Genomic DNA, 24,323 nt, shown 5'->3' on the forward strand with positions numbered 1-24,323 from the left:
CACTGTATAAATGTCCAGATAAAAAGCGTGGTAGCCATTGTAACAGCGGAAATTATTAGGCTTCACATATGCGAATTCATTAACTTTACTTACTCCCTGTGTTGCGAAAAAATAGGCGGCTGCTGCTCTCTACAGGGATATGTGGGGTAATCAATATGAGCAAACGTGAAGACATACTGGATTCATCAAGGTTTCATTCGGAAAAAAGCATACGTAGCGGCCTTCTTTATTCAGAGGTGCTTGGCTGGCTCGATATGGGCCACGCACGCGGGGATGATATTCGTAAGTTGATGGCGATGTTTGCTGCCGGCGAAGCCAGTGGCGCTAATTATTATCAGGTACGCTATGAACAGACGATGGGATTGAGTCGGTTCGCAACCGGGCGCATGAATGTTTGGCAGATCAAGAAAGGCAGGACACTTAAGGAAAGGCGCAGCATTGCGCTGGCCATGATGATGAGTACTGCGGTCGCATTTGAAAACTGGCAGTCAATGCCCTGGTTCAGCTGGTACACAGACAGCGGATTCAGTGGCGAAGATCTTGTATCCAACCTCTTCGGCTTCTACAGAGAACTCTTTCCGCGCATTTACTGGGGGGAGCTGCGGATTGTCAGCAAAGAATCCGCTTTACGCCGGTGGGACCATTATGGACCGATCGGCAGTCATAAGAATAAAGGTTTTTTGCCGCTGCTATTCCCGGACCCTGCTGACAGGTTCACCTGCAGATGGCCTTACAAAGGCCGACTTCCGCGATTTATGACGCAGGTGACACCATACAAATTTTCCAGTAATGACGACACCGTGCGGCGCGCCAGTAAAAAGGCCGGGATCATCAACGCATTTGAGTAAACAGAGAATGAAGAAGCTGAAAAAGTTCGCTGCAGCTTGCCTGGTCATCATCATCGGTTTTTTGCTGATTGACTGTAGCATGCAGAAGGTAGCAGAACGGCATGAGGGGTACACTCAGTCGAATATCTGGGCTTATTACTTTTATACTGACAGTGAGATCAGGAATGCCCCACGCGTGTCGGAATCCTGGCACTTTGCCTTTACTGCACTTGATGGCAGTCTGCCTCGCGAAAGTAGCATTATCTACAGCTCTGATGCTCGTATAAACGATGTCAAAATTTACCTCACTTCGCTGGGTTTCAGGGAGGTTGCACGGGACGGTCAGTCCGCGAGATGGGAACGGAAAGGTGAAGTTATGCCGTATTTCACTATTTCCTTCGATCCGGTCACGCATAATCTCACGCTCAGTAGAGCGAGTTTTCGCTGAAGCAACAAGCATAATGAAGGAATTGCGGCCCGATTTATCGGGCCGCAATTCCTTGAGTAATCAGCAAGGCTCCCGAGTTACAGTAAACGCCGCGCCGCCTCGACCACAATAGTAACCGCATCGCTTTCGGTCTGCTTCATGGTAACCGCATCCGGGATCTCTTTCTGCGTACGATTAACAATCACACCCGCAACCATACCGGCGCGCAGACCCTGGCTGGCGCACATGGTCAGCAGCGTGGCGGATTCCATTTCATAATTCAGCACGCCCATCTGCTGCCACTCTTGCATCGAACCCTGATAGCGGCTGACCACCCGGCCAGAGAAGGTGTCATAACGCTCCTGACCCGGATAAAAGGTGTCAGAAGACGCGGTAATGCCGATATGGGTTGTCGCGCCTGCCGCTTTCGCCGCCGCCACCAGCGCGGTGGTGCAGTCAAAATCCGCTACTGCCGGAAACTCCATCGGCGCAAAGTGCAGACTGGCGCCATCGAGACGGACCGAGCCGGTGGTCACCAGTACATCACCAACATTAATATTGGGCTGAATAGCACCGGTGGTGCCGACACGCAGGAATGTACGTACGCCCAGCTGCGCCAGTTCTTCCACCGCGATAGAGGTTGAAGGGCCGCCAATGCCGGTTGAGCAGATCACCACCGGTTTGCCATCCAGTTCGGCGCGCCAGCTGGTAAATTCACGATGCGACGCCAGATGAACCGGATTGTCCATCAGCGCCGCGATTTTCTTCACCCGCTCAGGGTCGCCGGGAACAATCGCCAGCGTCGCGCCTTGCAGGTCGGCTTTGGTAATACCAAGGTGGAACACATCTGACTCGGCCATAACAGACTCCTGAAAAAGGGGGAAATAATTTTATGCGCTACTGTAAGCCAGGCAGCGCCAGAATAGCGTGATCAGATTCACCGATAAAAATGAAAGTTACATTCGGAATTAAAAATATTGTGATTTTAATCACATAAACAGGTCGTGTGAGCGAATTTTCCGTTTAACCTCACTGCGCAGTTATCCGGTCAGATGTTAAAGAGAGTGTCTATAGTTAGCTGATTGCGCTAACGCTTAGCATGGAGAGGACGATGAAAACCGAAGATAACATGGCTCAAAAGCCAGGCAATAGCGGCTTTGCGCCTGCCGTTTTACCCACCGCTTCGACAACAATTATTACCGACAATGATAACATTCAGTCTGGCGAAACCTCGATACCGACGCAGGGCGAGAATATGCCCGCTTTTCACGCCAGACCGAAAAACGCCACGACACCTCTGCCGGTAGTGATGGTGGTACAGGAAATCTTCGGCGTCCATGAACATATTCGCGATATCTGCCGTCGGCTGGCGGCCGAAGGCTATCTGGCTATCGCGCCGGAACTTTACTTCCGTGAAGGCGACCCTGCCGACTACGACGATATTCCCACACTGTTTAAACAGCTGGTCAGTACGGTGCCTGATGCGCAGGTGCTGGCCGATCTTGATCATGTCGCTAACTGGGCATCGCGCAACGGCGGCGATATGCGTAATACCGCCATCACCGGTTTTTGCTGGGGCGGGCGTATTTGCTGGCTCTATGCCGCACACAATCCGCAGCTGAAAGCCGCAGTGGCCTGGTATGGCAAGCTGGTCGGGGAGAAAACGCTGAAGCAACCAAAGCAGCCGCTGGATATCGCAGTCGATCTTACTGCGCCGGTGCTGGGGCTGTATGGCGGCCAGGATGACAGTATTCCGCAGGAGAGTATTGAGCAGATGCGTCAGGCGCTGCGTGCCGCCAATGCCGATGCGGAAATCGTGGTCTATCCCGATGCCGGACATGCGTTTAATGCCGACTACCGCGCCAGTTACCATCAGGAGTCAGCGCAGGATGGCTGGCAACGGATGCTGGCGTGGTTTAAGCGCGCAGGCGTCACGCCTGAAGTTTAAGCATAAAAAAAGGGGCGCCTGGCGCCCCGGTAACGACAACACAACACTTTACACAGAAACTTTATTCGCTCGCAGGTTCTGCGCGGCTTTTACCATATTGGCCAGTGCCTGACGGGTTTCCGTCCAGCCACGTGTTTTCAGGCCGCAATCCGGATTAACCCACAGACGTTCAACCGGGATACGCTGCGCGGCTTTCAGCAGTAACGCTTCCATCCACTCGACGCTGGGTACGTTTGGTGAATGGATGTCATACACGCCAGGACCAATTTCATTCGGATAATCAAAATCTTCAAACGACTCCAGCAGTTCCATATCGGAGCGCGAGGTCTCGATGGTAATCACGTCCGCATCCAGCGCAGCGATAGAAGCCATGATGTCGTTGAACTCGCAGTAACACATATGGGTGTGGATCTGAGTTTCATCCTGCGCCACCGCGGCGTTCAACCGGAAGGCATCTACTGCCCATGTCAGATAAGCGGCCCACTCGGACTGACGCAGTGGCAGACCTTCACGCAACGCTGGCTCATCAATCTGTATAATACCGATACCGGCTGTTTCCAGATCTTCCACTTCATCACGCAGCGCCAGCGCAATCTGTCTGGCGATGGTTTCACGTGGCACATCTTCACGCGGGAACGACCAGCACAGAATGGTTACCGGACCGGTCAGCATACCTTTGACCGGTTTTTCGGTCAGTGACTGGGCATATTTAGCCCACTCAACGGTAATCGCTTCCGGGCGGCTGACGTCGCCGATAATCACCGGCGGTTTAACGCAACGTGAACCGTAGCTCTGCACCCAACCGTTTTGCGTAAAGACAAAACCATCAAGGTTTTCACCGAAGTATTCCACCATATCATTACGTTCAGCTTCACCATGCACCAGCACATCAAGACCCAGCTGTTCTTGCTCCGCCACCGCCTGCTTAATATGTTCCGCGATACCGGTGCGATAGTTGTTGCGGTCGAGATTGCCCTTTTTAAAGTCCAGACGCAGGCCGCGAATTTCGGTGGTCTGCGGGAAAGAGCCGATAGTGGTGGTCGGCCATGCAGGCAGATTAAAACGCTCACGCTGAGCTTTTGCACGCACCTGATAGCAGCTGTCGCGCAGGCTGTCTTTGCTGGTGATCGCCTTTAAACGCTGGCCTACCGCCGCATTATGGACGCGGGATGAGTGACGACGGGCGCGAATCGGTGCGCTCCAGGCTTCCAGCGAAGCGGCATCGTTATTGTTCAGAGCCTTAGTCAGCAGTGACAGCTCGCCACACTTTTGCAGGGCGAAGGCGAACCAGCTTTTCACTTCTTCATCAAGGCGGGTTTCGACACTCAGATCGATTGGGCTGTGCAGCAGTGAACAGGAAGAACCAATCCACAGCTGCTTGCGCTGAGCTGTCAGCGGTTGCAGACGCTCAAACCAGCTGCTCAGATCGGCACGCCAGACGTTACGGCCATTAATCACGCCGACAGACAGCAGCCACTCGGCTGGCAGTTTAGCGTTCAGCGCCGCCACATCGTCTTTACCATGCACCAGGTCAATATGCAGACCATTTACCGGTAATTCACGAATGGTATCGATGTTCTGCCCCACGCTGTCAAAATAGGTGGTCAGCAGCAGTTTAGTCTGCCCCTGCAACGCATCGTACGCTGGTTTAAAGGCATTCAGCCATTCGGCTGGCAGTTCCAGCAGCAGCGCAGGTTCGTCGATCTGCACCCACTCGATACCGCGTTTTGCCAGTTCAGCCAGTACCTGCTGATACACTGGCAGAATCTCTTTTAGCAGGCTCAGGCGATCGAACTGCTCGCCTTTGACTTTACCCAGCCACAGATAAGTTACCGGACCTAACAGTACCGGCTTCACGTTATGGCCCAGCGCCAGCGCTTCGTCGACCTCATCCAGTAACTGCGTCCAGCTCAGTTTAAATTGCTGACCTTTAACGAACTCCGGCACCATGTAGTGATAGTTGGTGTTAAACCATTTGGTCATTTCTGCCGCTGCCGCAGGCTCGCCGGCTGGTGCACGGCCACGACCGAGGCGGAACAGGGTATCAAGGTCGACCGAACCGTCTTTATTCTGGTGACGCGCCGGGACATTACCCAGCAGCAGGCTGGTGGTCAGCACGTGATCGTACCAGGCGAAGTCGCCAACCGGCAGCAGATCCACACCGGCCTCTTTCTGTTGCTGCCAGTGACGAGCACGCAGCTCGCGACCCACAGCCAGTAACTCTTGCTGGGTACTGTTACCCGCCCAGTAGCTCTCTTGCGCTTTCTTTAGTTCGCGACGCAGACCGACGCGGGGAAATCCGAGTGTATGGTTCAGAATGCTCATATCTTTGTCCTGAATTAAGAGGATTCAAACCGGGCGGGGAAATTAGCTGATTCATTTAGCCGTCCAGATGTTTACACCGCTATAATGTGCAGGTACTGTATGATCCACAAGCGCAAATTGTTCACTATCGATGTGAAGGACTCTCATGATCGAACTCAAACACCTGCGGACGTTGCAGGCCTTAAGGAATACAGGCTCTCTGGCCGCGGCCGCTGCACAACTGCATCAAACGCAATCGGCGTTATCGCATCAGTTCAGCGATCTGGAGCAGCGTCTCGGCTTTCGTCTGTTTGTCCGTAAAAGCCAGCCACTGCGCTTTACGCCGCAGGGAGAGATTATGTTGCAGCTGGCGGAACAGGTACTGCCGCAAATTCAGCAGGCGTTACAAGCCTGTCATGAGCCGCATCAGACCACGCTGCGTATCGCCATTGAGTGCCATAGCTGTATTCAGTGGCTGACGCCGGCACTGGATAATTTCCGTCAGAGCTGGCCTCAGGTGGTGATGGATTTCAAATCAGGCGTGACTTTTGATCCGCAACCAGCGCTGCAACAGGGCGAACTGGATGTGGTGCTGACGTCCGATATTCTGCCGCGCAGTGGCCTGCACTATACGCCAATGTTTGATTTTGAAGTGCGTCTGGTGCTGGCGCCGGATCATCCGCTGGCGCAGGCTGAACAGATTTCACCGGAAGATCTGGCCAGTGAAGTGTTAATGATTTATCCGGTGCAGCGTCAGCGGCTGGATATCTGGCGCCACTTCCTGCAACCGGCAGGCGTCAGTCCGGCGCTGAAAAGCGTCGATAATACGCTGTTGCTGATTCAGATGGTTGCCGCGCGGATGGGTATTGCCGCCCTGCCACACTGGGTGGTGGAGAGCTTTGAACATCAGGGATTGATTGTCACCCGCACACTGGGCGAAGGTTTGTGGAGCCGTCTGTATGCGGCGGTGCGCGATGGCGAGCAACGCCAGCCGGTGGTGGAAGCCTTTGTGCGTTCAGCACGCCAGCATGCCTGCGATCATCTGCCGTTTGTGCGTGATGCCTCGCGTCCGGGCACACAACTGCCGAGTCTGGCGTAAGGGCGGCGTTCTCGCCGGCCGTGCCAATGAACGATGCCACTGGCTAACAGCGCTGCAACTTCAGAACCAATGTGTATAATGCGCCACATTGCATTTTATTAACTGAAGAGATTTCACTATGACCAACAACGACGTGTTACGCAGCGTGCGCTACATGCTGAATATGAGTGACGCTAAAATGGTCGAGACACTGGCGCTGGCGGAGAGCGAAGCCACTGTCGAAGAGATGCAGAGCTTTCTGAAAAAAGATGAGGAAGAGGGTTTTCGCGCCTGTCCTGACGTGCTAATGGGCTATTTCCTTAACGGCCTGATTTTCTCACTGCGCGGTAAAAGCGAAGAGGCTCCGGTGCCCTCCGTTGAGCGCAAGATGACCAACAATATCATGCTGAAAAAGCTGCGTGTGGCGTTTAACCTGAAAACCACCGATATCACCGAAATTCTGCAACTGGCTGATTTTTCGGTGTCACAGGCGGAAATTGGTGCCATCTTCCGCAAACCTGGCCATAAAAACTATCGCGAGTGCGGCGATCAGATCCTGCGCAACTTCTTAAAAGGGCTGACGATGAAAATCCGCCCGGTTGCCGGCAAAGCCTGACCGATCGCGGAGCGGTCTACCCGCTCCGCTGGCCGTTGCCTACACCCCGACCTGCTTACCGATAATCCAGCGTTTATGCACCCACAGTGAGGCGCAAATCACCGCCGCGCCAATAATAAAACTGCTCCAGTGCGGTTGCTGTTGCCAGATTGCCAGATTCACCAGCAGACCGGCCGGGACATGCATATTGTTCATGATCCCCAGCGTCCCCGCATCCACCTGGGTCGCGCCGTAGTTCCACATAAAATAGCCCAGCCCTGAAGCCACTACGCCCAGCCAGATCAGAATGCCCCACTGCAACGAGGTGGTCGGCAGTTTGTTCGCATTGCCCCACAGGCTCCAGGCGACAATCGCCACTATCGCCGCGCCCATATAGAACCACGAGAAGGCGGTATGCTGCGGCATCGGTCGCACTTCCTGCAAACGCTTGTAACCCACCATACCGATGGCAAAACAGATATTTGCCAGCTGCACCAGCATCAGGCCGAACCAGAAGTGGTCGCTGACTTTGTCATAACGAATAATCGCCGCACCCAGTACCGCCAGCAGCGCGCTGAGCGCATAGCCCGGACGGATACCGCGCCCGCTCAGCAGATCGTAAATCAGCGTGATATACAGCGGCGTCAGCACGGTAAACAGCAGGAATTCTGACACGCTGAGATAGATATACGCCTGGAAGCTGAACAGATACATAATCCCCAGCTGCATTGCGCCTGCCACCATATACAGCAGCAGCGTCGACAGCTTATGGCCACGCCAGCGCAGAAATGGCAGAAACACCAGCGCTGCCAGTCCGACGCGCATCAGCACCGAAAACCAGCTATCAACCTGCCCTGCCAGATACTCGCCAATCAGACTAAATGAAAACGCCCAAAGAATGGTGGTGATAATCAGTAATGCCACAGTAAGCACTCGTCAAAAAAAGGAGAGGCTAGTGTAACCGATTGCTGTCAGCCAGCAGCAACTTCGTGGTTGACAACTGAACAGATAAGCAACAAATAAAATGTTGGTTTGAGAACGTTTTGGCTATTATTGACACAAAATTGTAATAAAACTGAAACATTTGCGTGGTTACTCACAGTCCGGAATCGCTTTTGCTCCTATTCTTTGCGCGAAATGGAACATTTACAGCGGCGAAAACGACCATCGGAGTCTTTTTATGTTGAGTATTTTTAAACCTGCACCACACCAGGCACGCGTAGCAGATGAACGCGTCGATCCACTCTACCGTCGCCTGCGCTGGCAGATTTTTCTGGGGATCTTTTTCGGTTACGCCGCTTACTATCTGGTACGCAAAAACTTTGCGCTGGCGATGCCTTATCTGGTTGAACAGGGTTTCTCGCGTGGCGACCTTGGCTTCGCGCTGTCGGGTATCTCGATCGCTTACGGTTTCTCTAAATTTATTATGGGTTCGGTTTCGGATCGCTCGAATCCGCGCGTATTTCTGCCCGCCGGTTTGATTCTGGCGGCCGTGGTGATGCTGATTATGGGCTTTGTCCCCTGGGCCACCTCCAGCATTATGATTATGTTTGTGCTGCTGTTTATCTGCGGCTGGTTTCAGGGAATGGGCTGGCCGCCGTGCGGGCGCACCATGGTGCACTGGTGGTCACAGAAAGAGCGCGGCGGCATCGTTTCGGTATGGAACTGCGCGCACAATGTCGGCGGCGGTATTCCGCCACTGCTGTTTTTGCTCGGTATGGCGTGGTTTAACGACTGGAAAGCGGCGCTCTATATGCCCGCCTTTGGCGCCATCATTATCGCCTTTATCGCCTTCGCGCTGATGCGTGATACCCCACAAGCCTGCGGACTGCCGCCGATTGAGGAGTATAAAAACGACTATCCGGTAGATTACAGCGATAAGCACGAAGAAGAGCTGACCGCGAAGCAGATCTTTATGCAGTACGTGTTACCCAACAAACTGCTGTGGTATATCGCGCTGGCAAACGTGTTTGTGTATCTGCTGCGCTACGGCATTCTCGACTGGTCACCGACCTATCTGAAAGAGGTAAAACACTTCTCGCTGGATAAATCCTCGTGGGCCTATTTCCTGTATGAGTACGCAGGGATCCCCGGCACGCTGCTGTGCGGCTGGATGTCAGATAAGGTGTTTAAAGGCAATCGCGGCGCCACCGGCGTGTTCTTTATGGTGCTGGTCACTATCGCCACCGTGGTCTACTGGATGAACCCGGCGGGTAATCCTGGGGTGGATATGGCCTGCATGATTATTATCGGCTTCCTGATTTACGGTCCGGTAATGCTGATTGGTCTGCATGCACTGGAGCTGGCGCCGAAGAAAGCGGCCGGAACGGCGGCAGGCTTTACCGGGTTGTTTGGCTATCTCGGCGGATCGGTCGCGGCCAGCGCCATTGTCGGCTATACCGTTGACTACTTCGGCTGGAACGGCGGCTTTATTATTATGGTCGGCGGCTGCGTGCTGGCGGTGATCCTGCTTATCATGACCATGCTGAGCGAGAACAAACATAAGCAGCAGATGAATCAGGCATCATAAACAGCGATGGCCAGCGACTGCTGGCCATCCGCCATCACTAAGCCAGTAACAGCTTACGTAAATAGTGCGGCACTGCATCATCAGCATTGCTGCCTATCACTTCCAGTTCCGGCAGCAGATCTTTCAGGCGCTGATGCGCATTGCTCATAATGCAACCCTTGCCCGCCATCGCCAGCATCTCTTTATCATTCAGGCCATCACCAAAAGAGATACACTCTTTCAGCGAGTAACCGAGCGTTTTCGATACTGCTTCGAGCGCATGCCCTTTCGACACTCCACCAGCCATCACTTCCAGGCAGGTCGGGAAGGAGAAGCTGACATTCACCCGGTCGCCCCAGCGCGCCAGAATCGCCTGCTCCAGCGGCAACAGCACATCGGGATCATCACAGGTGAAGAACACCTTGCTGACGCCAGTGGTGTCGAGCATGCCCGGTTCAAACAGCTGGTAGTTAAAAATCGACTCACGGAAAAAACGCTTCTCTTCCGGGCGGTGGCGATTAAGGAACCACTCATCGTCGCGGTAAACATTCGTGAGGATATCCTGATCGTTATATTTAATCGCAAACAGATCGTTGGCGATATCAGCATCAAGATTATGGCTGAACACCAGCTCACCGGCGCTATTGTGTACGCGCGCGCCGTTCGAGGTAATCATATAAGCATCGATTTCCAGATTATCGCGCATCTGGGAGACATCGATATGGTGACGTCCGGTAGCAAATACGAAGTGGACGCCGCGCTCAGTGAGTAACTTCAGTGTCTCTTTGGTGTAAGGCGTCAGTCTGTGATCGGGCGACAACAGCGTGCCGTCGAGATCGGATGCGACAACGTAATACATAATGCTTTCAAACCTCTGGTTAGAAAAAGTAACCGGGCGTGCCCGGGAGAAATCTGAGTCATGTTGCTAACTATGCCGTTCGAAAAACTCCACGATGGCATCTAAGGCTTCGGCGCGCATATCGTCTCTTTCAAACAAGATCTCATGACGCGCGCCAGCGATAACCCGAGGTTTACCCCCTTCACAGGGATGGCCTGCGGCATTCATTGCCTTACAGAACAGATCCTGACAGCGATTATCGACGATTTTATCGTCCGCCGCTTGCAGCAGCAAAATCGGCGTATGGATATCAGCGACTTTGGTTAAAATATTTTGTCCGGCCAGCACCCCTTCACGCACCCAGTGATAGGTCGGGCCGCCGACACGCAGGCCGGGATCGTCGGCATAAAAACGCAAATTGCGGCGATAGCGCTCGCGGCTGTGGGTCAGCGTGTTGATGCCGAACGGACGGGCGCGCCACTTGCCGGTACCCAGCGCATAGCCTTCGCGGATCGCCGGGCGTTTCTCCGCCCAGTTGAGAATGCGGCTCGCCATCCAGGCGGGCATCGGTAAGTAAATGCCGAACATCGGCGAAGCCAGCACTGCAGCATCAAACGCCTGCGCATGGCGCGCCAGCAGCAGCGCCAGAATCGCGCCGCCCATCGAATGCGCCAGCGCATAGCGTTGGCGATACTCACTGTCAGCAATTTCCCGCTGCCACAGCGCTTCTAAATCATCGACGTAGTGGCTGAACTCCGCCACATGTCCGCGGTGGGAATCCTGCAACAGGCGCCCGGATCGTCCCTGACCGCGGTGATCGATAATGATCACGTCATAGCCGCAGTGGAACAGATCGTAGGCCAGTTCGGGGTATTTTACGTAACTCTCGATACGTCCCGGCACCAGCAGGATCACCTTATCATGCTGTGGCGAGGTAAAACGTACATAGCGAATAGGGACGTTTTCGACACCCTCGAACTCACGCTCCTCACGGCGGTGCCAGAAATCGAGCAGCGGTCCGGTGGCGAATGCGGCGAATGCCTTCTCACGGGTTGGCCAGCCATTTTTATGCTTTGTCATCGGCAAGAATTCCGCAAAAAATTGTCGATGCCATAACCAGTCGTGCGGGCCATAGCAGATCGTTCCACAATGTCGTATTGTGTCATAATTCTGCGTATTCAGGGAGTTTTACCCATGACCATCGAATGGTGGCTGACCTATCTTTTAACCACCAGCATCCTCAGTCTGTCGCCAGGTTCAGGGGCGATCAATACCATGAGTACCGGTATCAGTCATGGCTATCGCGGTGCGGTGGCGTCAATTTCTGGTTTGCAGGTCGGGCTTTCGCTGCATATTCTGCTGGTCGGCATTGGTCTTGGCGCGCTGTTTTCCCAGTCGCTGCTGGCATTTGAAATTCTGAAATGGGCCGGGGCGGCTTATCTGATCTGGCTGGGTATTCAGCAGTGGCGTTCCGCCGGAGCCATCGATCTGAATGCGGTTTCGCAAGCGATGCCACGTCGTCGCCTGTTTAAACGCGCGGTGCTGGTGAATCTGACCAATCCAAAGAGCATTGTGTTTCTCGCCGCCCTGTTTCCACAATTTATTATCCCGCATCAGCCGCAGGCATTGCAGTATCTGGTGCTGGGCGTTACCACGGTCGCGGTCGATATTATCGTGATGATCGGTTATGCCACCTTAGCGACCCGTATTGCCGGGTGGATTAAGGGGCCACGTCAGATGAAATTGCTGAACCGTATTTTTGGCGGGATGTTTATGGCGATTGGCGCACTGCTGGCAACAGCGCGCAGAGTGGCGTAAGCCATTGCACGGGCGGCGAGAATGCCGCCCGTCGCGGATTAACGCGAGATGATAAGATGAATGCCAAATCCGGCAAAGAGTACGCCCGCCGTACCATCGATCCATTTCGCCATACGCTGATATCCGCGGCGCACCGCCGGGAGCGCAAAGACACAGGCCACCAGACTAAACCAGCAGAACGTCTCAAGAATAATCAGTATAAACAATCCCCAGCGCTCAGCAGCGCCCACGTCATCGCCAACAAACAGCGAAAACACGCTACCAAAGTAGATGACTGCTTTGGGATTCGACAGATTGGTGAGAAAGCCTTTTAAGAAGCTGCGACCATGGCGGGATAGCTCCACCTGCGCTTCCGTCTGCACCGGTTGCTGATGTTGCTGACGCGCAGAGCGCAGCAGCTGCCAGCCCATCCACAGCAGATAGAGTCCGCCGCCAACCATAATAATCTGATGCAGCCAGGCCATTTTCTGCAGAATCAGATGCAGGCCCATCAGCGCGACACCCGCCCACACCACAATCCCCAGCGAAATTCCCAGTACACCCAGCATCGCCTCTTTGCGCGAGCGGCTGGCGGCAGTTTGTGACACGAAGAAGAAGTCCGGTCCCGGGCTCATCAGTGCAATAAGATGCACCGACGCCACGGTAAGAAAGAGTATTAACATTGAGGTTCCATCCTGTAAACGTTAGATTTTTTAGCGGATAATTTATTCATCATCGCCGTCGACATGCTCTCTAATCATCACCATAAACGGCTTACCAAAGCGCTCCAGCTTACGCTGGCCCACCCCGTTAACGCTGAGCATTTCAGAGGCGGTCAGCGGCATCTGTTCGGCCATTTCGATCAAGGTTGCGTCGTTAAATACCACATATGGCGGAATATTCTCTTCATCGGCAATCGCTTTACGCAGTTTACGCAGCTTTGCGAACAGCTTGCGGTCATAATTGCCGCCATAAGATTTCTGACTACTGCTTTTGCTTTTGATTGTCACCAGACGCGGCACCGCCAGCATCAGTGGCTCTTCACCGCGCAGAATCGGTCGCGCCGCTTCAGTCAGCTGCAACGCCGAGTGCATGGCGATATTTTGCGTCACCAGACCCAGATGAATCAGCTGACGCAATACGCTGACCCAATGTTCGGTGGTCTGCTCGCGGCCAATACCGTAAACCGGTAATTTATCGTGCTGGAACTCACGAATACGCTGATTATTCGAGCCGCGCAGCACTTCGACGATATAGCCCATCCCGAAACGTTGACCCACGCGGTAAATGCTCGACAGCGCTTTCTGTGCTTCGACTAAGCCATCATAGCGGCGTGGCGGATCGAGACAGATATCACAGTTGCCACAGGATTGCTGACGCCCTTCGCCGAAATAGTTGAGTAATACCAGACGGCGACAGGTTTGCGCTTCAGCAAAGGCGCCCATCGCATTCAGTTTATGGCGCTCGATATCTTTCAGCGCACCCGGCGCTTTCTCTTCCAGGCAACGACGCAACCACGCCATATCGGCTGGATCGTAAAACAGCAGCGCTTCAGCCGGCAGGCCATCACGCCCGGCGCGACCGGTCTCCTGATAGTAGGATTCAATATTGCGCGGAATATCAAAGTGCACCACAAAGCGGACATTCGGCTTATTAATCCCCATACCAAACGCCACGGTGGCGACCACAATTTGCAAATCGTCACGCTGAAAGGCTTCCTGCACCTGCGCACGATGCAGGTTGTCCATACCGGCGTGATAAGCACCGACGCTGATGCCACGGCTTTGCAGACGCGCAGCGGTATCTTCAACTTTTGCCCGGCTGTTGCAGTAAATAATGCCGCATTTACCGCGCTGATCCTGCACATAGCGCATCAGCTGATCGGTGGGTTTAAATTTATCCACCAGCGTATAGCGAATATTAGGGCGGTCGAAACTGCTAATCTGAATCAGCGGATCGTTAAGCTGCAGCAGGCGCGCGATATCATTACGCGTGGTTTCATCGGCGGTGGCGGTCAGCGCCATCACCGGCAGATTAGGGAAACGCTGGCGTAACTGGCCAAGCGCGCCATACTCCGGGCGGAAATCGTGGCCCCACTGCGAAATACAGTGCGCCTCGTCCACCGCCAGCATCGCCGGATTCCAGTGGGCCAGGCTTTCGAGGAAGTTGTCCATCATCAGGCGCTCTGGCGCAATGTACAGCAGGCGAATACTCCCGCTACGGCATCCGGCCATCACTTCCTGCTGCTGTTCACGGTTTTGCGTCGAATTCAGACAGGCCGCGGCTACGCCATTGGCCAGCAGCTGATCGACCTGGTCTTTCATCAGCGAGATCAAAGGTGAAACCACCAGCGTCAGCCCCTCGCGCACCAGCGCCGGGATCTGATAGCAGAGTGATTTCCCGCCACCGGTAGGCATCACGACCAGACAGTCACGCCCGTCGAGCGACGCCTGAATGATGGTTTGCTGTCCGGGACGAAACTGCTGATAACCGAAAGTATCCTGCAATACCTTCGCCGCCAGCGTTTCATCGTGATCGTTGATTACAGCAGCCGTAGACACATCTTCCCCGTTTAGCTTGTTATGACATGATTTATTGTTGATGGCGGACCAGACAATTGCCTGGCCCGACACATCAGAACAGGTCGTTCAGTGTGACACCCACACCAATGCGCGTCTGGTGATGGTTATAATCGATTAATGATTCGCCGTAACCACTGAATACCTGGGTGTAGAAACGCACATGCTCGCTGACTGGATAGCTCCAGCCCAGTTCTGCGCCGCCGTAACCACTGTTCCAGTTATAGTTGCCCTGCACGCTGAAAATACTGTCGCCCACCAGATAACCCAGCTTCAGGCGGTAATAGCCCATATATTTGGTGATATCCGGATTGTCATCATTGCTGTCGCTTTCTGGCAGACGGTACCACGGCTTCACTTCTGCCATAAAGTTACCGTTCTGCGCCATCAGACGCGCATAAACACGGTTCCAGCTGCGTGAGGTAGGATCGGAACGCCCGTTCGACTGATGGTTCAGACCGAACTCAACATCGCGCAACGTCCAGCCCGCAAGGCTGTAATCGGTGGCCCAGCCAAGGAAAATCTGCGGCTCATAGTTGGTTTCGCGGAAAGGCGAAGAGGCGCCACGGTTGGAAAGTTGCCACCATGAACGCTGTGTGTAAGAGGCCGCCAGCACTGAGTTGTCGCCAAGGATACCGCGCCACAGCGGGAAAGCCAGGCTGAGCTGGAATTTTACTTCATCTTTTTTGGCATTATCGGCCCAGTCGTATGATTCAATCGCTTCGGTGTTCAGATCGCTGGTGTATGTATAGAGTAAGTAGTTATTTTCATACGGGTAAAGCACAAATGGATTGTCATGCTTTTCCAGCAAATTAGCGATAATACTGCCACGCACGGCTGGTGCATCATGAACATCTTTAATGGTCGCTTCCTGCGCCGATGCGACAACGGGTAAAAGTATAACCGCTGCCAGCAGTCCTCGAAGCATACGCATAGTGTTCTCCAATAAAGCAAGCGCTGCAAGATAGATGAATAAAAAGCACGCCATTCTACACACAAAAACCGCCCAACATTAGCGCTGATTGCGGAAACTGGAAAGCAGCCCGACAGAAGCATAAGATAACCAAAATATTAACATTTTAGTTCGCCATAATTGCCTTCAGGAAGTCATCACATGCCGGGTACTTTATTAACTCAGGACGCTGCGCGCCGTCTGATTGGTGAGATCTTTGTCTATGATATGCCGTTTAACCGCGCCCTTGGCCTGACGCTTGATCGCCTGGAGCCGGATTACGCCGAGTTAGGCTTTGCCAACCAGTCGATGCTGGTCGGTAATGCGGCGCAAAAGATACTGCACGGTGGCGTGATTGCTTCGGTGCTGGACGTTGCCGCCGGGCTGGTGTGTGTCAGTAATACCCTGACCCGCCAGGAGCGTATTAACGAAGAGGAGCTGCGTCAGCGGCTGTCACGGATGGGCACCATCGATCTGCGCGTCGACTATCTGCGCCCGGGACGCGGCGAGCGCTTTACCGCCAGCAGCAGCCTGCTGCGCGGCGGCAATAAAGTGGCGGTAGCGCGCGTGGAGCTGCATAACGACGCAGGGGTGTATATTGCCAGCGCCACCGCGACCTATCTGATTGGCTAATACGGGCGGCGAGAACGCCGCCCGACAGGTTTTATCGTGCGTAGCGTGAAATAAAACGCGCCATCGCCGGGCCGGTAAGCAGAATCGTGAACAGGCGTAAGGTCTGGAGCGCCATCACAAAAGCGATATCCACCTGGCTGCCCGCGGCGATAATTGCCACAGTATCCAGCCCGCCCGGGCTGGTTGCCAGGTAAGCCGTCAGCAGATCGACATGCAGCAGCCGCGTCAGCATCCAGGCCATACCGCCGCATAACAGCATCAGACCAATAATCGACAATATCATTTGCGGCAGGGTGCGCAGTGCCAGCCGGAAGATCGGTTTGGTAAAGCGCAAGCCAACGCTCCAGCCAATCAGTGCATAGGCCAGCGCCAGCAGCCACTCCGGCACCTGCAACGACAGCGTGCCGCTGGCATGCAGTACGGCGCCAAACAGCGCCGGCAACAGCAGGGCGCCCGAGGGGATACGGAATTTCTGGCCCAGCCAGGCGCCGCCAAAGGCCACCGCCAGCGTGCCGGCAAAACGCATATCCAGCGGCGGAAACCACAGTTGCGGCGCGGCGCTTTGCGCGCTGTCGCCCAGTCCAATACGCGCCACGACCGCCGCTGCCGTGGCGACAAACAGCACGCGCAGATACTGCATAAACGCCACCAGCCGCGCATCGGCGCCATATTCACCGGCCATCGCCACCATCGCCGAAGCGCCGCCAGGCGACGATCCCCAGGCACCGGTAGCGCCGGGCAGATCGCTAAAGCGCACCAGCAAAAAACCCGACAGCCCGCTGGCGGCCAGCGTCAGCACCAGCACCGCCAGCACTACCGGCCAGTCAGCGATCAGTGGGGTAAGAATCGAAGGGGAGAGGCTTTGCGCAATCATGCAGCCGAGGATCGCCTGCGCCAGAATAAACAGCCGCTTATCAATCCGTAAGGTCGCGCCGGACAACCCCATCACCACGCCAACAATCATTGGCCCCAGTAACAGCGCAGCGGGGACGTGGAAATATTGCAGCAAAAAACCCAACAGCAGCGAGACGCTGAGCAGGATAAACCATTGCAGCCTGAGTGACAGCCGTTCCATATTAAGCAAACTTGCGTTGGGAAAAGAAGAGGTTATAACTTACGCGGATGTCACAAGATGTGCCAGCATCAAATGGCAAGACGGTATCTCCCCCATATTATGAGGGAGGGAACCCGCGCTTACAGCCAGTTTTTACGTTTAAAGTAAGCGTAAGGCGCCAGACCGGCGAGGATCATCAGGGTGATGGCGGCGGGATAACCGAAGCTCCATTTTAACTCCGGCATAAACTCAAAGTTCATCCCGTAGCTGGAGGCCACCAGCGTTGGCGGCAGGAACACCACCGAGACCACTGAGAAGATTTTAATAATACGGTTCTGCTCAATATTGATAAAGCCCATCGCCGCCTGCATCAGGAAGTTCACCTTCTGGAACAGCGATTCATTATGTGGCAACAGCGACTCGATATCGCGCAGGATTTCCCGCGCCTGCTCCAGCTGCGTATTCGGCAGACGCGCTTTACGCACCAGGAAGTTCAGCGCACGCTGGGTATCCATCAGACACAGACGCACTTTCCAGCCAATATCTTCCAGTTCCGCCAGCGTCGACAGCGCGCGGTCAAACTCATCGCCCTGCTGGCCTTCCATAATCACCCGGCTCAGCTTTTCCAGATCGCTGTAGACGTTTTCGATCTCATCCGCCAGTTGTTCGATTTTGGTTTCAAACAGATCCAGCAGCAGCTCAAAGGCGTTACCGTCGATCAGCACCTGATTGCGCGCGCGCATACGGTAGAGGCGGAATGCGGGCAGTTCTCGCTCACGCAGGGTGTAAAGACGCCCTTCACGGATAGTAAACGCGACGGTGGAGTTACCGGCATGATCGTCCGCATCTTCATAGAAGAAGAAGGAGTGAATGTGCAGACCGTCTTCATCTTCGAAGAAACGCGCCGAAGCTTCGATATCTTCCAGTTCAGGACGGGTTGCAAGGCTCTGGCCTAATTCAGACTGGACACGCTCACGTTCATTCTCTTCCGGCTCAACGAGATCCACCCAGACCGATGAGGTCAGTGAGTCTGACTCGTCATCCAGTTCCAGACGGGATAAACGGTTTTGATCCAGTTTAAATGCGCTCAGCATAGCAGTACTCCCAATTGCAGTAACAAATGGGACATTGCGCCAGAACACGGGAAACGATGACGTTTCAGTCAGTGATAGTGCTAACTCAAGCGACGGGAAATGCGGGGTCGCTGACAACCACGAAGGCTACCAGCATTTAAGAGGATAGCCTTAGGCGTTGCACCTGCTAAACAGGTTATTGAGCCAGTATCGACTGGGTGTGTCCAAGGCGAATGTCCTCTTAGGGTAATCGTGGGCGCATGTTACGCTGAGACGAAAAAGGCGTCAAGCGGCCCACCCGGCAAGCGTGGCGTCAGACCGTTTCCAGTCGGGCGTATGCCGCCACCAGCCATTTGATCCCCTGTCCCTGAAAGGCCACTTGCAGCCGGCTGTGTTCGCCGCTGCCTTCCATATTCACGATAGTACCTTCGCCAAACTTGCTGTGGCGCACTCGCTGTCCGAGGGCAAAACCGCTGTCATTGCTGGCTACCGGCGTCCCCAGACGTTGATGATTTACCGGACGGCTGACGCTGGCACGCAGACGCACTTCGTCGACGCACTCAACCGGCAGCTCACCAATAAATCGTGACGGACGGTGATACACTTCCTTACCATAAAGCCGGCGCGTTTCCGCATAGGTCAGCGTCAGTTTCTGCATCGCGCGCGTGACGCCAACATAGGCCAGCCGACGCTCCTCCTCCAGCCTGCCGCCCTCATCCAGCGACATCTGGCTCGGGAACATCCCCTCTTCCATACCGACGATAAACACCTGGCTAAACTCCAGACCTTTCGCCGCATGCATAGTCATCAGCTGGGCCGCATCCTGCCATTTGTCCGCCTGGCCTTCACCGGCCTCCAGCGCCGCATGGGAGAGAAACGCCTGTAACGGCATCAGATCCTGATCTTCATCCTGATAGCTGTACTGACGCGTGGCGGTGACCAGCTCTTCTAAGTTTTCGATGCGCGCCTGGCCCTTCTCACCTTTTTCCTGCTCATACATAATCCACAGGCCGGAGTCTTTAATTACCCGGTCGGTTTGCACATGCAGCGGCATCTCCGCGGTTTCCTGCGCCAGGGAATCCACCAGTTCGCAGAAACGTTGCAGCGCCGAGGCGGCGCGACCCGCCAGTACTTTTTCCTGCAGCAAGGCGCGCGTCGCCTGCCATAGCGTCATTTGCCGATCGCGCGAGGTTTGTCGCACCACATCAAGGGTGCGGTCACCTATACCACGAGTCGGGGTATTAATCACACGCTCAAAGGCAGCATCGTCATTACGGTTGGCCATCAGACGCAGATAGGCCAGCGCATCTTTGATCTCCTGACGTTCGAAGAAGCGCATACCGCCGTAAATGCGGTAGGGCATACTGGTCTGCAACAGCGCTTCTTCCAGTACGCGCGACTGGGCGTTGCTGCGATAGAGAATCGCGCAGTCATTTAACGCGCCGCCGTTCTCCTGCCACACCTTGATGCGATTAACCACAAAACGCGCTTCATCCAGCTCGTTAAACGCGCAGTAGAGGGAGATCGGTTCGCCATCAAGGCCATCGGTCCACAGCTCTTTACCCAGACGGCCATTATTGTTGGCGATCAGGGCATTGGCCGCTTTCAGAATGTTATTGGTTGAACGGTAATTCTGCTCCAGACGGATGGTTTCCGCGCCGGTAAAGTCATTGAGGAAGCGCTGAATATTTTCGACCTGCGCGCCGCGCCAGCCGTAGATCGACTGGTCATCATCACCCACGATAATCACCCGCCCGCTGTCGCCGGCCAGCATGCGAATCCAGGCGTACTGAATATTGTTGGTATCCTGAAACTCATCCACCAGAATATTGGTAAAGCGTTCGCGATAGTGATTAAGGATATGCGGTTTGTTCAGCCACAGTTCGTGCGCACGCAGCAGCAGTTCGGCAAAATCCACCAGCCCGGCGCGGTCGCAGGCTTCCTGATACGCCTGATAAACGCGCAGCCAGGTCTGCTCAATCGGGTTGCCGTAGCTCTCAATATGCTTTGGCCGCAAACCTTCGTCTTTTTTGCCGTTGATGTACCACATCGCCTGACGCGCGGGCCACTGTTTATCATCAAGGTTCATCGCTTTGATCAGGCGCTTTAACAGCCGCAGCTGATCTTCGCTATCGAGAATCTGAAAATCCTGCGGCAGCGCGGCGTCCAGATGGTGCGCGCGCAGCAGACGGTGGGCCAGGCCATGGAAAGTCCCGATCCACATCCCGCCCTGACTGGTGCCAATCAGCTGTTCGATACGGTGACGCATCTCCGCGGCGGCTTTATTGGTAAAGGTCACCGCCATCACCGAGTATGGCGAGCAGTTCTCGACCGCCAGCAGCCAGGCGATACGGTGTACCAGCACACGCGTTTTGCCGCTGCCCGCGCCCGCCAGCACCAGCAAATTGCTGCGTGGCGCCGCCACGGCTTCGCGTTGTTTGTCATTCAAACTGTCGAGCAGGTCAGAAACGTCCATAAGCACCATTCAGGCAGGGAAAACGCCCGCAGGCGTTTTACTGGATATATTAACAGTTATTATACCAGCGCGGTCAGCGATGCCAACTGCGAAATTTCAAGGTGCGGTAACAGACGACTGTCGCCGATATGCATCAGGTTGCCGCCACGCAGATTAATCCAGCAGGCCTGCATGCCGCAGCGCACCGAACCGGCCACATCGGTGGTCAGGTCGTCGCCAACGTGCAGAATATTTTCCATTGGCAGATCAAGCTTTTGCGCGGCCAGCTGATACATATCCTGCCAGGGTTTAGCGCGCCCGTGCGGGCCGGCACGCAGGATAAATTTGAAATAGCTGTCAAGGCCAAACAGATGTGGCTCGGCATTACCGTTGGTGATCGCTACCAGCGGCACGCGTTGCGCCAGCGCCGTCAGCGCCTGATGCGTCTCTTCCGGCACCTCAATCTGGCTGCGCCAGTGGGCGAAGTTAGCCATCACCGCGCGTGAACCTTTTTCTGCTTCCACCGCTGGGAGTTCAACACTCAGCATCGCCTCAACTACCGCACGACGGCGCCATTCCGACACATCATGATAAATTTCCGGCTCCTGCTGCAACAACTTATCGCGCAACGCCTGATACTGCTGAGGAGTGAAATCAGCCAGCGCCGGATGATAACCCTGCAGGAAAGCATGGGACTCTTTTGCGGTGCGACGAATCACTTCGGAGTTGTCATACAGGGTATCGTCAAGATCGAAGGTAATCGCTTTAATTGGTCGCAGGGGGCGGTAAAAGTGCATCAGGATTTTCCTCGTTTCGCACGGGGATGTGCCGCATCGTAAACCGATGCAAGATGTTGGAAGTCTAAGTGGGTGTAGATTTGAGTGGTCGACAGGTTGGCGTGCCCCAGCAGCTCCTGCACCGCGCGCAGATCGCCGCTCGACTCCAGCATATGAGTGGCGAAAGAGTGGCGCAGTTTATGCGGATGGATATGGCTGTTAACGCCCTGTTTAACGCCCCACTCGGCAAACCGTTTCTGCACGTTGCGCATTGAGATACGTTTGCCCTGGCTGGATAAAAACAGCGCGTCGTCGTCCGGAGCAAAAAAGTCGCGTAACGCCATCCACTGCTCTACCCAGCTGACGGCGGTGGCGCCAATCGGCAACCGCCGCTCTTTGCTGCCTTTGCCGGTCACCCACACCTCGCCGGAGGCGAGATCAAGATGACGGCAGTCGATGCCGACCAGCTCCGCCAGACGCAGACCGGCGCCATACATAATTTCCAGCATCGCCCGATCACGTACCGCCAGCGGATCGTTAAGATCGATCTCCAGCAGCTGATTCATCTCATCGACATCGATATTTTTCGGCAGGTGGCGCGGCGCGCGCGGCGTGGCAATGCCTTTCGCCGGATTGGCTTTTAACTGTCCCTGGCCGACCAGCCAGTCAAGAAAACTGCGCAGCGCGGAGAGGCGCAACGCCAGGCTGGCGGGTTGCAGTCCGGCGCGACGGCTGCGCGCCGCCAGCGAGCGAACCTGAGCCGCATCCAGCTTTGCCCAGTCGCTGATTTTCATCTCATCCGCCAGCGTCACCAGTACGCTAAGCTGATGACTGTAACTTTTTTGCGTCAGCAGACTTAGCTGCCGCTCCACTTTCAGGTAACGCAGGAAACCCTCTACGGCTGGCTGTAGAGGCGAGTCGCTGTTCATGCCCGTTCAATCCAGCGCGACAGCAGATCCGGCATCATCAGCGCCAGATGCTGCAGTAACAGTGTCCCCATCCCAGACTGATAGTGCTGGGTATCACGGCTGCTAAATAACAGCACGCCAAGATCGCCGCGATCGCCCATCAGCGACATCGCCACGGAGCCGATCGCTTTCGCCTGTGGCAACAGCAGCAGTAACTCCGGCCCGTTGAGGTTGCCGAGGTAGTGTTGCTGATTACCCATGCGCTGAATGCGCACCGATTCAAATGCCTGCGGAGAAAGCGCCAGCTGAGTGAAGTCCGACGGCGCGCCAATATGCCACTTATCACTGAACAGGCGCAGATTGGCGCCCGCCAGTCCCAGCTCACGCGCCCAGCGATGCAGGCGGTTCAGCATATCGTGCAACGTCGGTGCGGCTGCCAGATGGCTCTGCAACGCTAACAGACGATCAAAAAGTTGATGGTTGGCCGTGGCCTGCTCCATCAGCAAGGTGATCTCTTCTTCGAGCTGGGCGATATGGTTGCGCTGACGCGCCAGATGCCACTCCACCAGCGACACAGTGCCGCGTACCGGATGAGGTATCACCATCTGTTCAACCTGCCGTGCGTTGCGGATAAAGAAATCCGGATTTTGCCGCAGGTAGTCACTCACCGCCTGATCGTCCAGCATCACCTCGCTGGCGGTCTGTTCGCCGACATTTTTCATAAATGAATAAACCCGTCGTAAACGTGGGTGGCCGGTCCGGTCATAAACAGCGCATGACCCGGCCCTTTCCAGGCGATATGCAGAGCGCCGCCCGGGAGATCGACGCGGACTTTCTCCGCGAGCTTACCTTGTTGAATGCCAACGGCGACGGCAGCACAGGCGCCACTGCCACAGGCTTGTGTTTCACCTGCGCCGCGTTCATAGACGCGCAGACGAATATGTTCGCGATTCACTACTTCCATAAAGCCGACATTGACGCGTTCCGGGAAGCGCTCATGGCTCTCCAGCACCGGGCCAAGGGTTTCGACCGCGGCGGTTTTTACGTTGTCGACCTGGATCACGCAGTGCGGATTGCCCATCGACACCACGCCACACATTACGGTCTGCTCAGCGATGCGCATCAGATAGAGGTTCTCCGCTTTATTGGCGCGGAACGGCACCTGCTGCGGCTCGAAATTTGGCTCACCCATATTCACGCGCACCAGATCGTCGCTGGTGACACTCAACACCATGCGCCCGGTCTGGGTGCTGACATTGATATCGTTCTTATTGGTTAAGCCTTTCAGGCGCACAAAGCGGGCAAAACAGCGCGCGCCGTTGCCACACTGGGCAACTTCGCTACCATCTGCGTTGAAAATGCGGTAATGGAAATCAAGATCGGGATCGTACGGCGGTTCAACGATCAGCAGTTGATCAAAGCCGATCCCCAGATGACGATCCGCCAGACGGCGAATCAGCTCTGGTGAAAAATAGACATTTTGCGTCACAGCATCAACGACCATAAAGTCGTTGCCAAGGCCGTGCATTTTGGAGAACTGCATTTTCTGCTCCGCCGGATGCGCCATAGA

Annotated in this window: 24 protein-coding genes; 8 read left to right on the forward strand and 16 right to left on the reverse strand. The window is 55.0% G+C overall.

Annotated features, from left to right (window positions below; all coding sequences use genetic code 11):
- Positions 1-155: 155 nt before the first annotated feature.
- Both N5923_RS00775 and N5923_RS00780 read left to right on the forward strand, forming a co-directional pair.
- Positions 156-848 carry a hypothetical protein gene (locus tag N5923_RS00775; protein WP_267141585.1) on the forward strand — a complete coding sequence of 231 codons (693 nt, stop codon included), beginning with the start codon at positions 156-158 and terminating at the stop codon, positions 846-848.
- Positions 849-855: 7 nt separating this feature from the next.
- Positions 856-1,275: a hypothetical protein gene (locus tag N5923_RS00780; RefSeq protein ID WP_267141586.1), complete on the forward strand. Its 420-nt coding sequence runs from the start codon at positions 856-858 to the stop codon at positions 1,273-1,275.
- 77 nt (positions 1,276-1,352) lie between these two features.
- Here N5923_RS00780 and udp read toward each other — a convergent pair whose 3' ends face one another.
- Positions 1,353-2,114, reverse strand: coding sequence for a uridine phosphorylase (gene udp, locus N5923_RS00785; RefSeq protein ID WP_267141587.1), 762 nt, complete (start codon positions 2,112-2,114; stop codon positions 1,353-1,355).
- Between the two features lie 251 nt (positions 2,115-2,365).
- Between udp and N5923_RS00790 the strand changes: the two genes are divergently transcribed.
- The gene (locus N5923_RS00790) at positions 2,366-3,202 is read left to right on the forward strand and encodes a dienelactone hydrolase family protein (RefSeq protein WP_267141588.1); all 837 of its coding nucleotides are present in this window, start codon (positions 2,366-2,368) and stop codon (positions 3,200-3,202) included.
- A gap of 48 nt (positions 3,203-3,250) precedes the next feature.
- Here the strand turns inward: N5923_RS00790 and metE are convergent, their stop codons facing one another.
- Positions 3,251-5,527 (reverse strand): 5-methyltetrahydropteroyltriglutamate--homocysteine S-methyltransferase, encoded by a 2,277-nt coding sequence (metE, locus tag N5923_RS00795; RefSeq protein WP_267145186.1) that lies wholly within the window; start codon positions 5,525-5,527, stop codon positions 3,251-3,253.
- Positions 5,528-5,672: 145 nt separating this feature from the next.
- On the opposite strand from metE, the gene metR reads away from it, so the two are divergent.
- Positions 5,673-6,605, forward strand: coding sequence for an HTH-type transcriptional regulator MetR (metR, locus tag N5923_RS00800; protein WP_267141590.1), 933 nt, complete (start codon positions 5,673-5,675; stop codon positions 6,603-6,605).
- A 118-nt stretch (positions 6,606-6,723) separates the two neighbouring features.
- Complete coding sequence (locus N5923_RS00805; RefSeq protein ID WP_267141591.1) at positions 6,724-7,200, forward strand: YehS family protein; 477 nt, start codon at positions 6,724-6,726, stop codon at positions 7,198-7,200.
- Positions 7,201-7,239: 39 nt separating this feature from the next.
- On the opposite strand, the gene N5923_RS00810 is transcribed toward N5923_RS00805, so the two are convergent.
- A complete protein-coding gene (locus tag N5923_RS00810) occupies positions 7,240-8,103 on the reverse strand; it encodes a carboxylate/amino acid/amine transporter (RefSeq protein WP_267141592.1) in 864 nt (287 codons plus the stop codon).
- Between the two features lie 256 nt (positions 8,104-8,359).
- On the opposite strand from N5923_RS00810, the gene glpT reads away from it, so the two are divergent.
- On the forward strand, positions 8,360-9,709 hold the full coding sequence (glpT, locus tag N5923_RS00815; RefSeq protein WP_267141593.1) for a glycerol-3-phosphate transporter: 1,350 nt from the start codon (positions 8,360-8,362) through the stop codon (positions 9,707-9,709).
- Positions 9,710-9,746: 37 nt separating this feature from the next.
- Here the strand turns inward: glpT and yigL are convergent, their stop codons facing one another.
- Both yigL and pldB read right to left on the reverse strand, forming a co-directional pair.
- Positions 9,747-10,547, reverse strand: a complete 801-nt coding sequence (yigL, locus tag N5923_RS00820) for a sugar/pyridoxal phosphate phosphatase YigL (RefSeq protein ID WP_267141594.1) — start codon at positions 10,545-10,547, stop codon at positions 9,747-9,749.
- Positions 10,548-10,613: 66 nt separating this feature from the next.
- A complete protein-coding gene (gene pldB, locus N5923_RS00825) occupies positions 10,614-11,606 on the reverse strand; it encodes a lysophospholipase L2 (protein ID WP_267141595.1) in 993 nt (330 codons plus the stop codon).
- A 114-nt stretch (positions 11,607-11,720) separates the two neighbouring features.
- Here pldB and rhtB point away from each other — a divergent pair, with 114 nt between their 5' ends.
- Entirely contained in the window at positions 11,721-12,344 is a 624-nt protein-coding gene (gene rhtB, locus N5923_RS00830; protein WP_267141596.1) for a homoserine/homoserine lactone efflux protein, read from the forward strand.
- A 38-nt stretch (positions 12,345-12,382) separates the two neighbouring features.
- Here the strand turns inward: rhtB and rhtC are convergent, their stop codons facing one another.
- The 3 genes from rhtC to pldA form a co-directional block, all read right to left on the reverse strand.
- Positions 12,383-13,006 carry a threonine export protein RhtC gene (rhtC, locus tag N5923_RS00835; RefSeq protein WP_267141597.1) on the reverse strand — a complete coding sequence of 208 codons (624 nt, stop codon included), beginning with the start codon at positions 13,004-13,006 and terminating at the stop codon, positions 12,383-12,385.
- A gap of 42 nt (positions 13,007-13,048) precedes the next feature.
- Positions 13,049-14,884, reverse strand: a complete 1,836-nt coding sequence (gene recQ, locus N5923_RS00840) for an ATP-dependent DNA helicase RecQ (RefSeq protein ID WP_267141598.1) — start codon at positions 14,882-14,884, stop codon at positions 13,049-13,051.
- 73 nt (positions 14,885-14,957) lie between these two features.
- Positions 14,958-15,836, reverse strand: coding sequence for a phospholipase A (gene pldA / locus N5923_RS00845; protein WP_267141599.1), 879 nt, complete (start codon positions 15,834-15,836; stop codon positions 14,958-14,960).
- Between the two features lie 180 nt (positions 15,837-16,016).
- Here pldA and N5923_RS00850 point away from each other — a divergent pair, with 180 nt between their 5' ends.
- Positions 16,017-16,487, forward strand: a complete 471-nt coding sequence (locus N5923_RS00850) for a thioesterase family protein (RefSeq protein WP_267141600.1) — start codon at positions 16,017-16,019, stop codon at positions 16,485-16,487.
- 31 nt (positions 16,488-16,518) lie between these two features.
- On the opposite strand, the gene N5923_RS00855 is transcribed toward N5923_RS00850, so the two are convergent.
- The 8 genes from N5923_RS00855 to dapF all read right to left on the reverse strand — a co-directional run bounded on the left by N5923_RS00855 (position 16,519) and on the right by dapF (position 24,296).
- Complete coding sequence (locus N5923_RS00855; protein ID WP_267141601.1) at positions 16,519-17,562, reverse strand: AbrB family transcriptional regulator; 1,044 nt, start codon at positions 17,560-17,562, stop codon at positions 16,519-16,521.
- A gap of 119 nt (positions 17,563-17,681) precedes the next feature.
- Positions 17,682-18,635, reverse strand: a complete 954-nt coding sequence (gene corA / locus N5923_RS00860) for a magnesium/cobalt transporter CorA (protein WP_017800662.1) — start codon at positions 18,633-18,635, stop codon at positions 17,682-17,684.
- Between the two features lie 150 nt (positions 18,636-18,785).
- Entirely contained in the window at positions 18,786-18,842 is a 57-nt protein-coding gene (gene ysgD / locus N5923_RS24755) for a YsgD/CorL family protein (RefSeq protein ID WP_407704357.1), read from the reverse strand.
- 85 nt (positions 18,843-18,927) lie between these two features.
- Positions 18,928-21,090 carry a DNA helicase II gene (gene uvrD, locus N5923_RS00865; RefSeq protein WP_267141602.1) on the reverse strand — a complete coding sequence of 721 codons (2,163 nt, stop codon included), beginning with the start codon at positions 21,088-21,090 and terminating at the stop codon, positions 18,928-18,930.
- A 59-nt stretch (positions 21,091-21,149) separates the two neighbouring features.
- Positions 21,150-21,866 (reverse strand): 5-amino-6-(5-phospho-D-ribitylamino)uracil phosphatase YigB, encoded by a 717-nt coding sequence (yigB, locus tag N5923_RS00870; RefSeq protein WP_267141603.1) that lies wholly within the window; start codon positions 21,864-21,866, stop codon positions 21,150-21,152.
- On the reverse strand, positions 21,866-22,774 hold the full coding sequence (gene xerC, locus N5923_RS00875; protein WP_267141604.1) for a tyrosine recombinase XerC: 909 nt from the start codon (positions 22,772-22,774) through the stop codon (positions 21,866-21,868). The genes yigB and xerC overlap by 1 nt, the downstream gene beginning before the upstream one ends.
- Positions 22,771-23,475 (reverse strand): DUF484 domain-containing protein, encoded by a 705-nt coding sequence (locus N5923_RS00880; RefSeq protein WP_267141605.1) that lies wholly within the window; start codon positions 23,473-23,475, stop codon positions 22,771-22,773. Before N5923_RS00880 ends, xerC begins: the two co-directional genes overlap by 4 nt.
- A complete protein-coding gene (gene dapF / locus N5923_RS00885; protein ID WP_267141606.1) occupies positions 23,472-24,296 on the reverse strand; it encodes a diaminopimelate epimerase in 825 nt (274 codons plus the stop codon). The genes N5923_RS00880 and dapF overlap by 4 nt, the downstream gene beginning before the upstream one ends.
- Positions 24,297-24,323 lie beyond the last annotated feature (27 nt).

Origin of the sequence: Winslowiella arboricola (genome assembly GCF_025527015.1) — a bacterium.
Taxonomy (GTDB): Bacteria; Pseudomonadota; Gammaproteobacteria; order Enterobacterales; family Enterobacteriaceae; genus Erwinia; species Erwinia arboricola.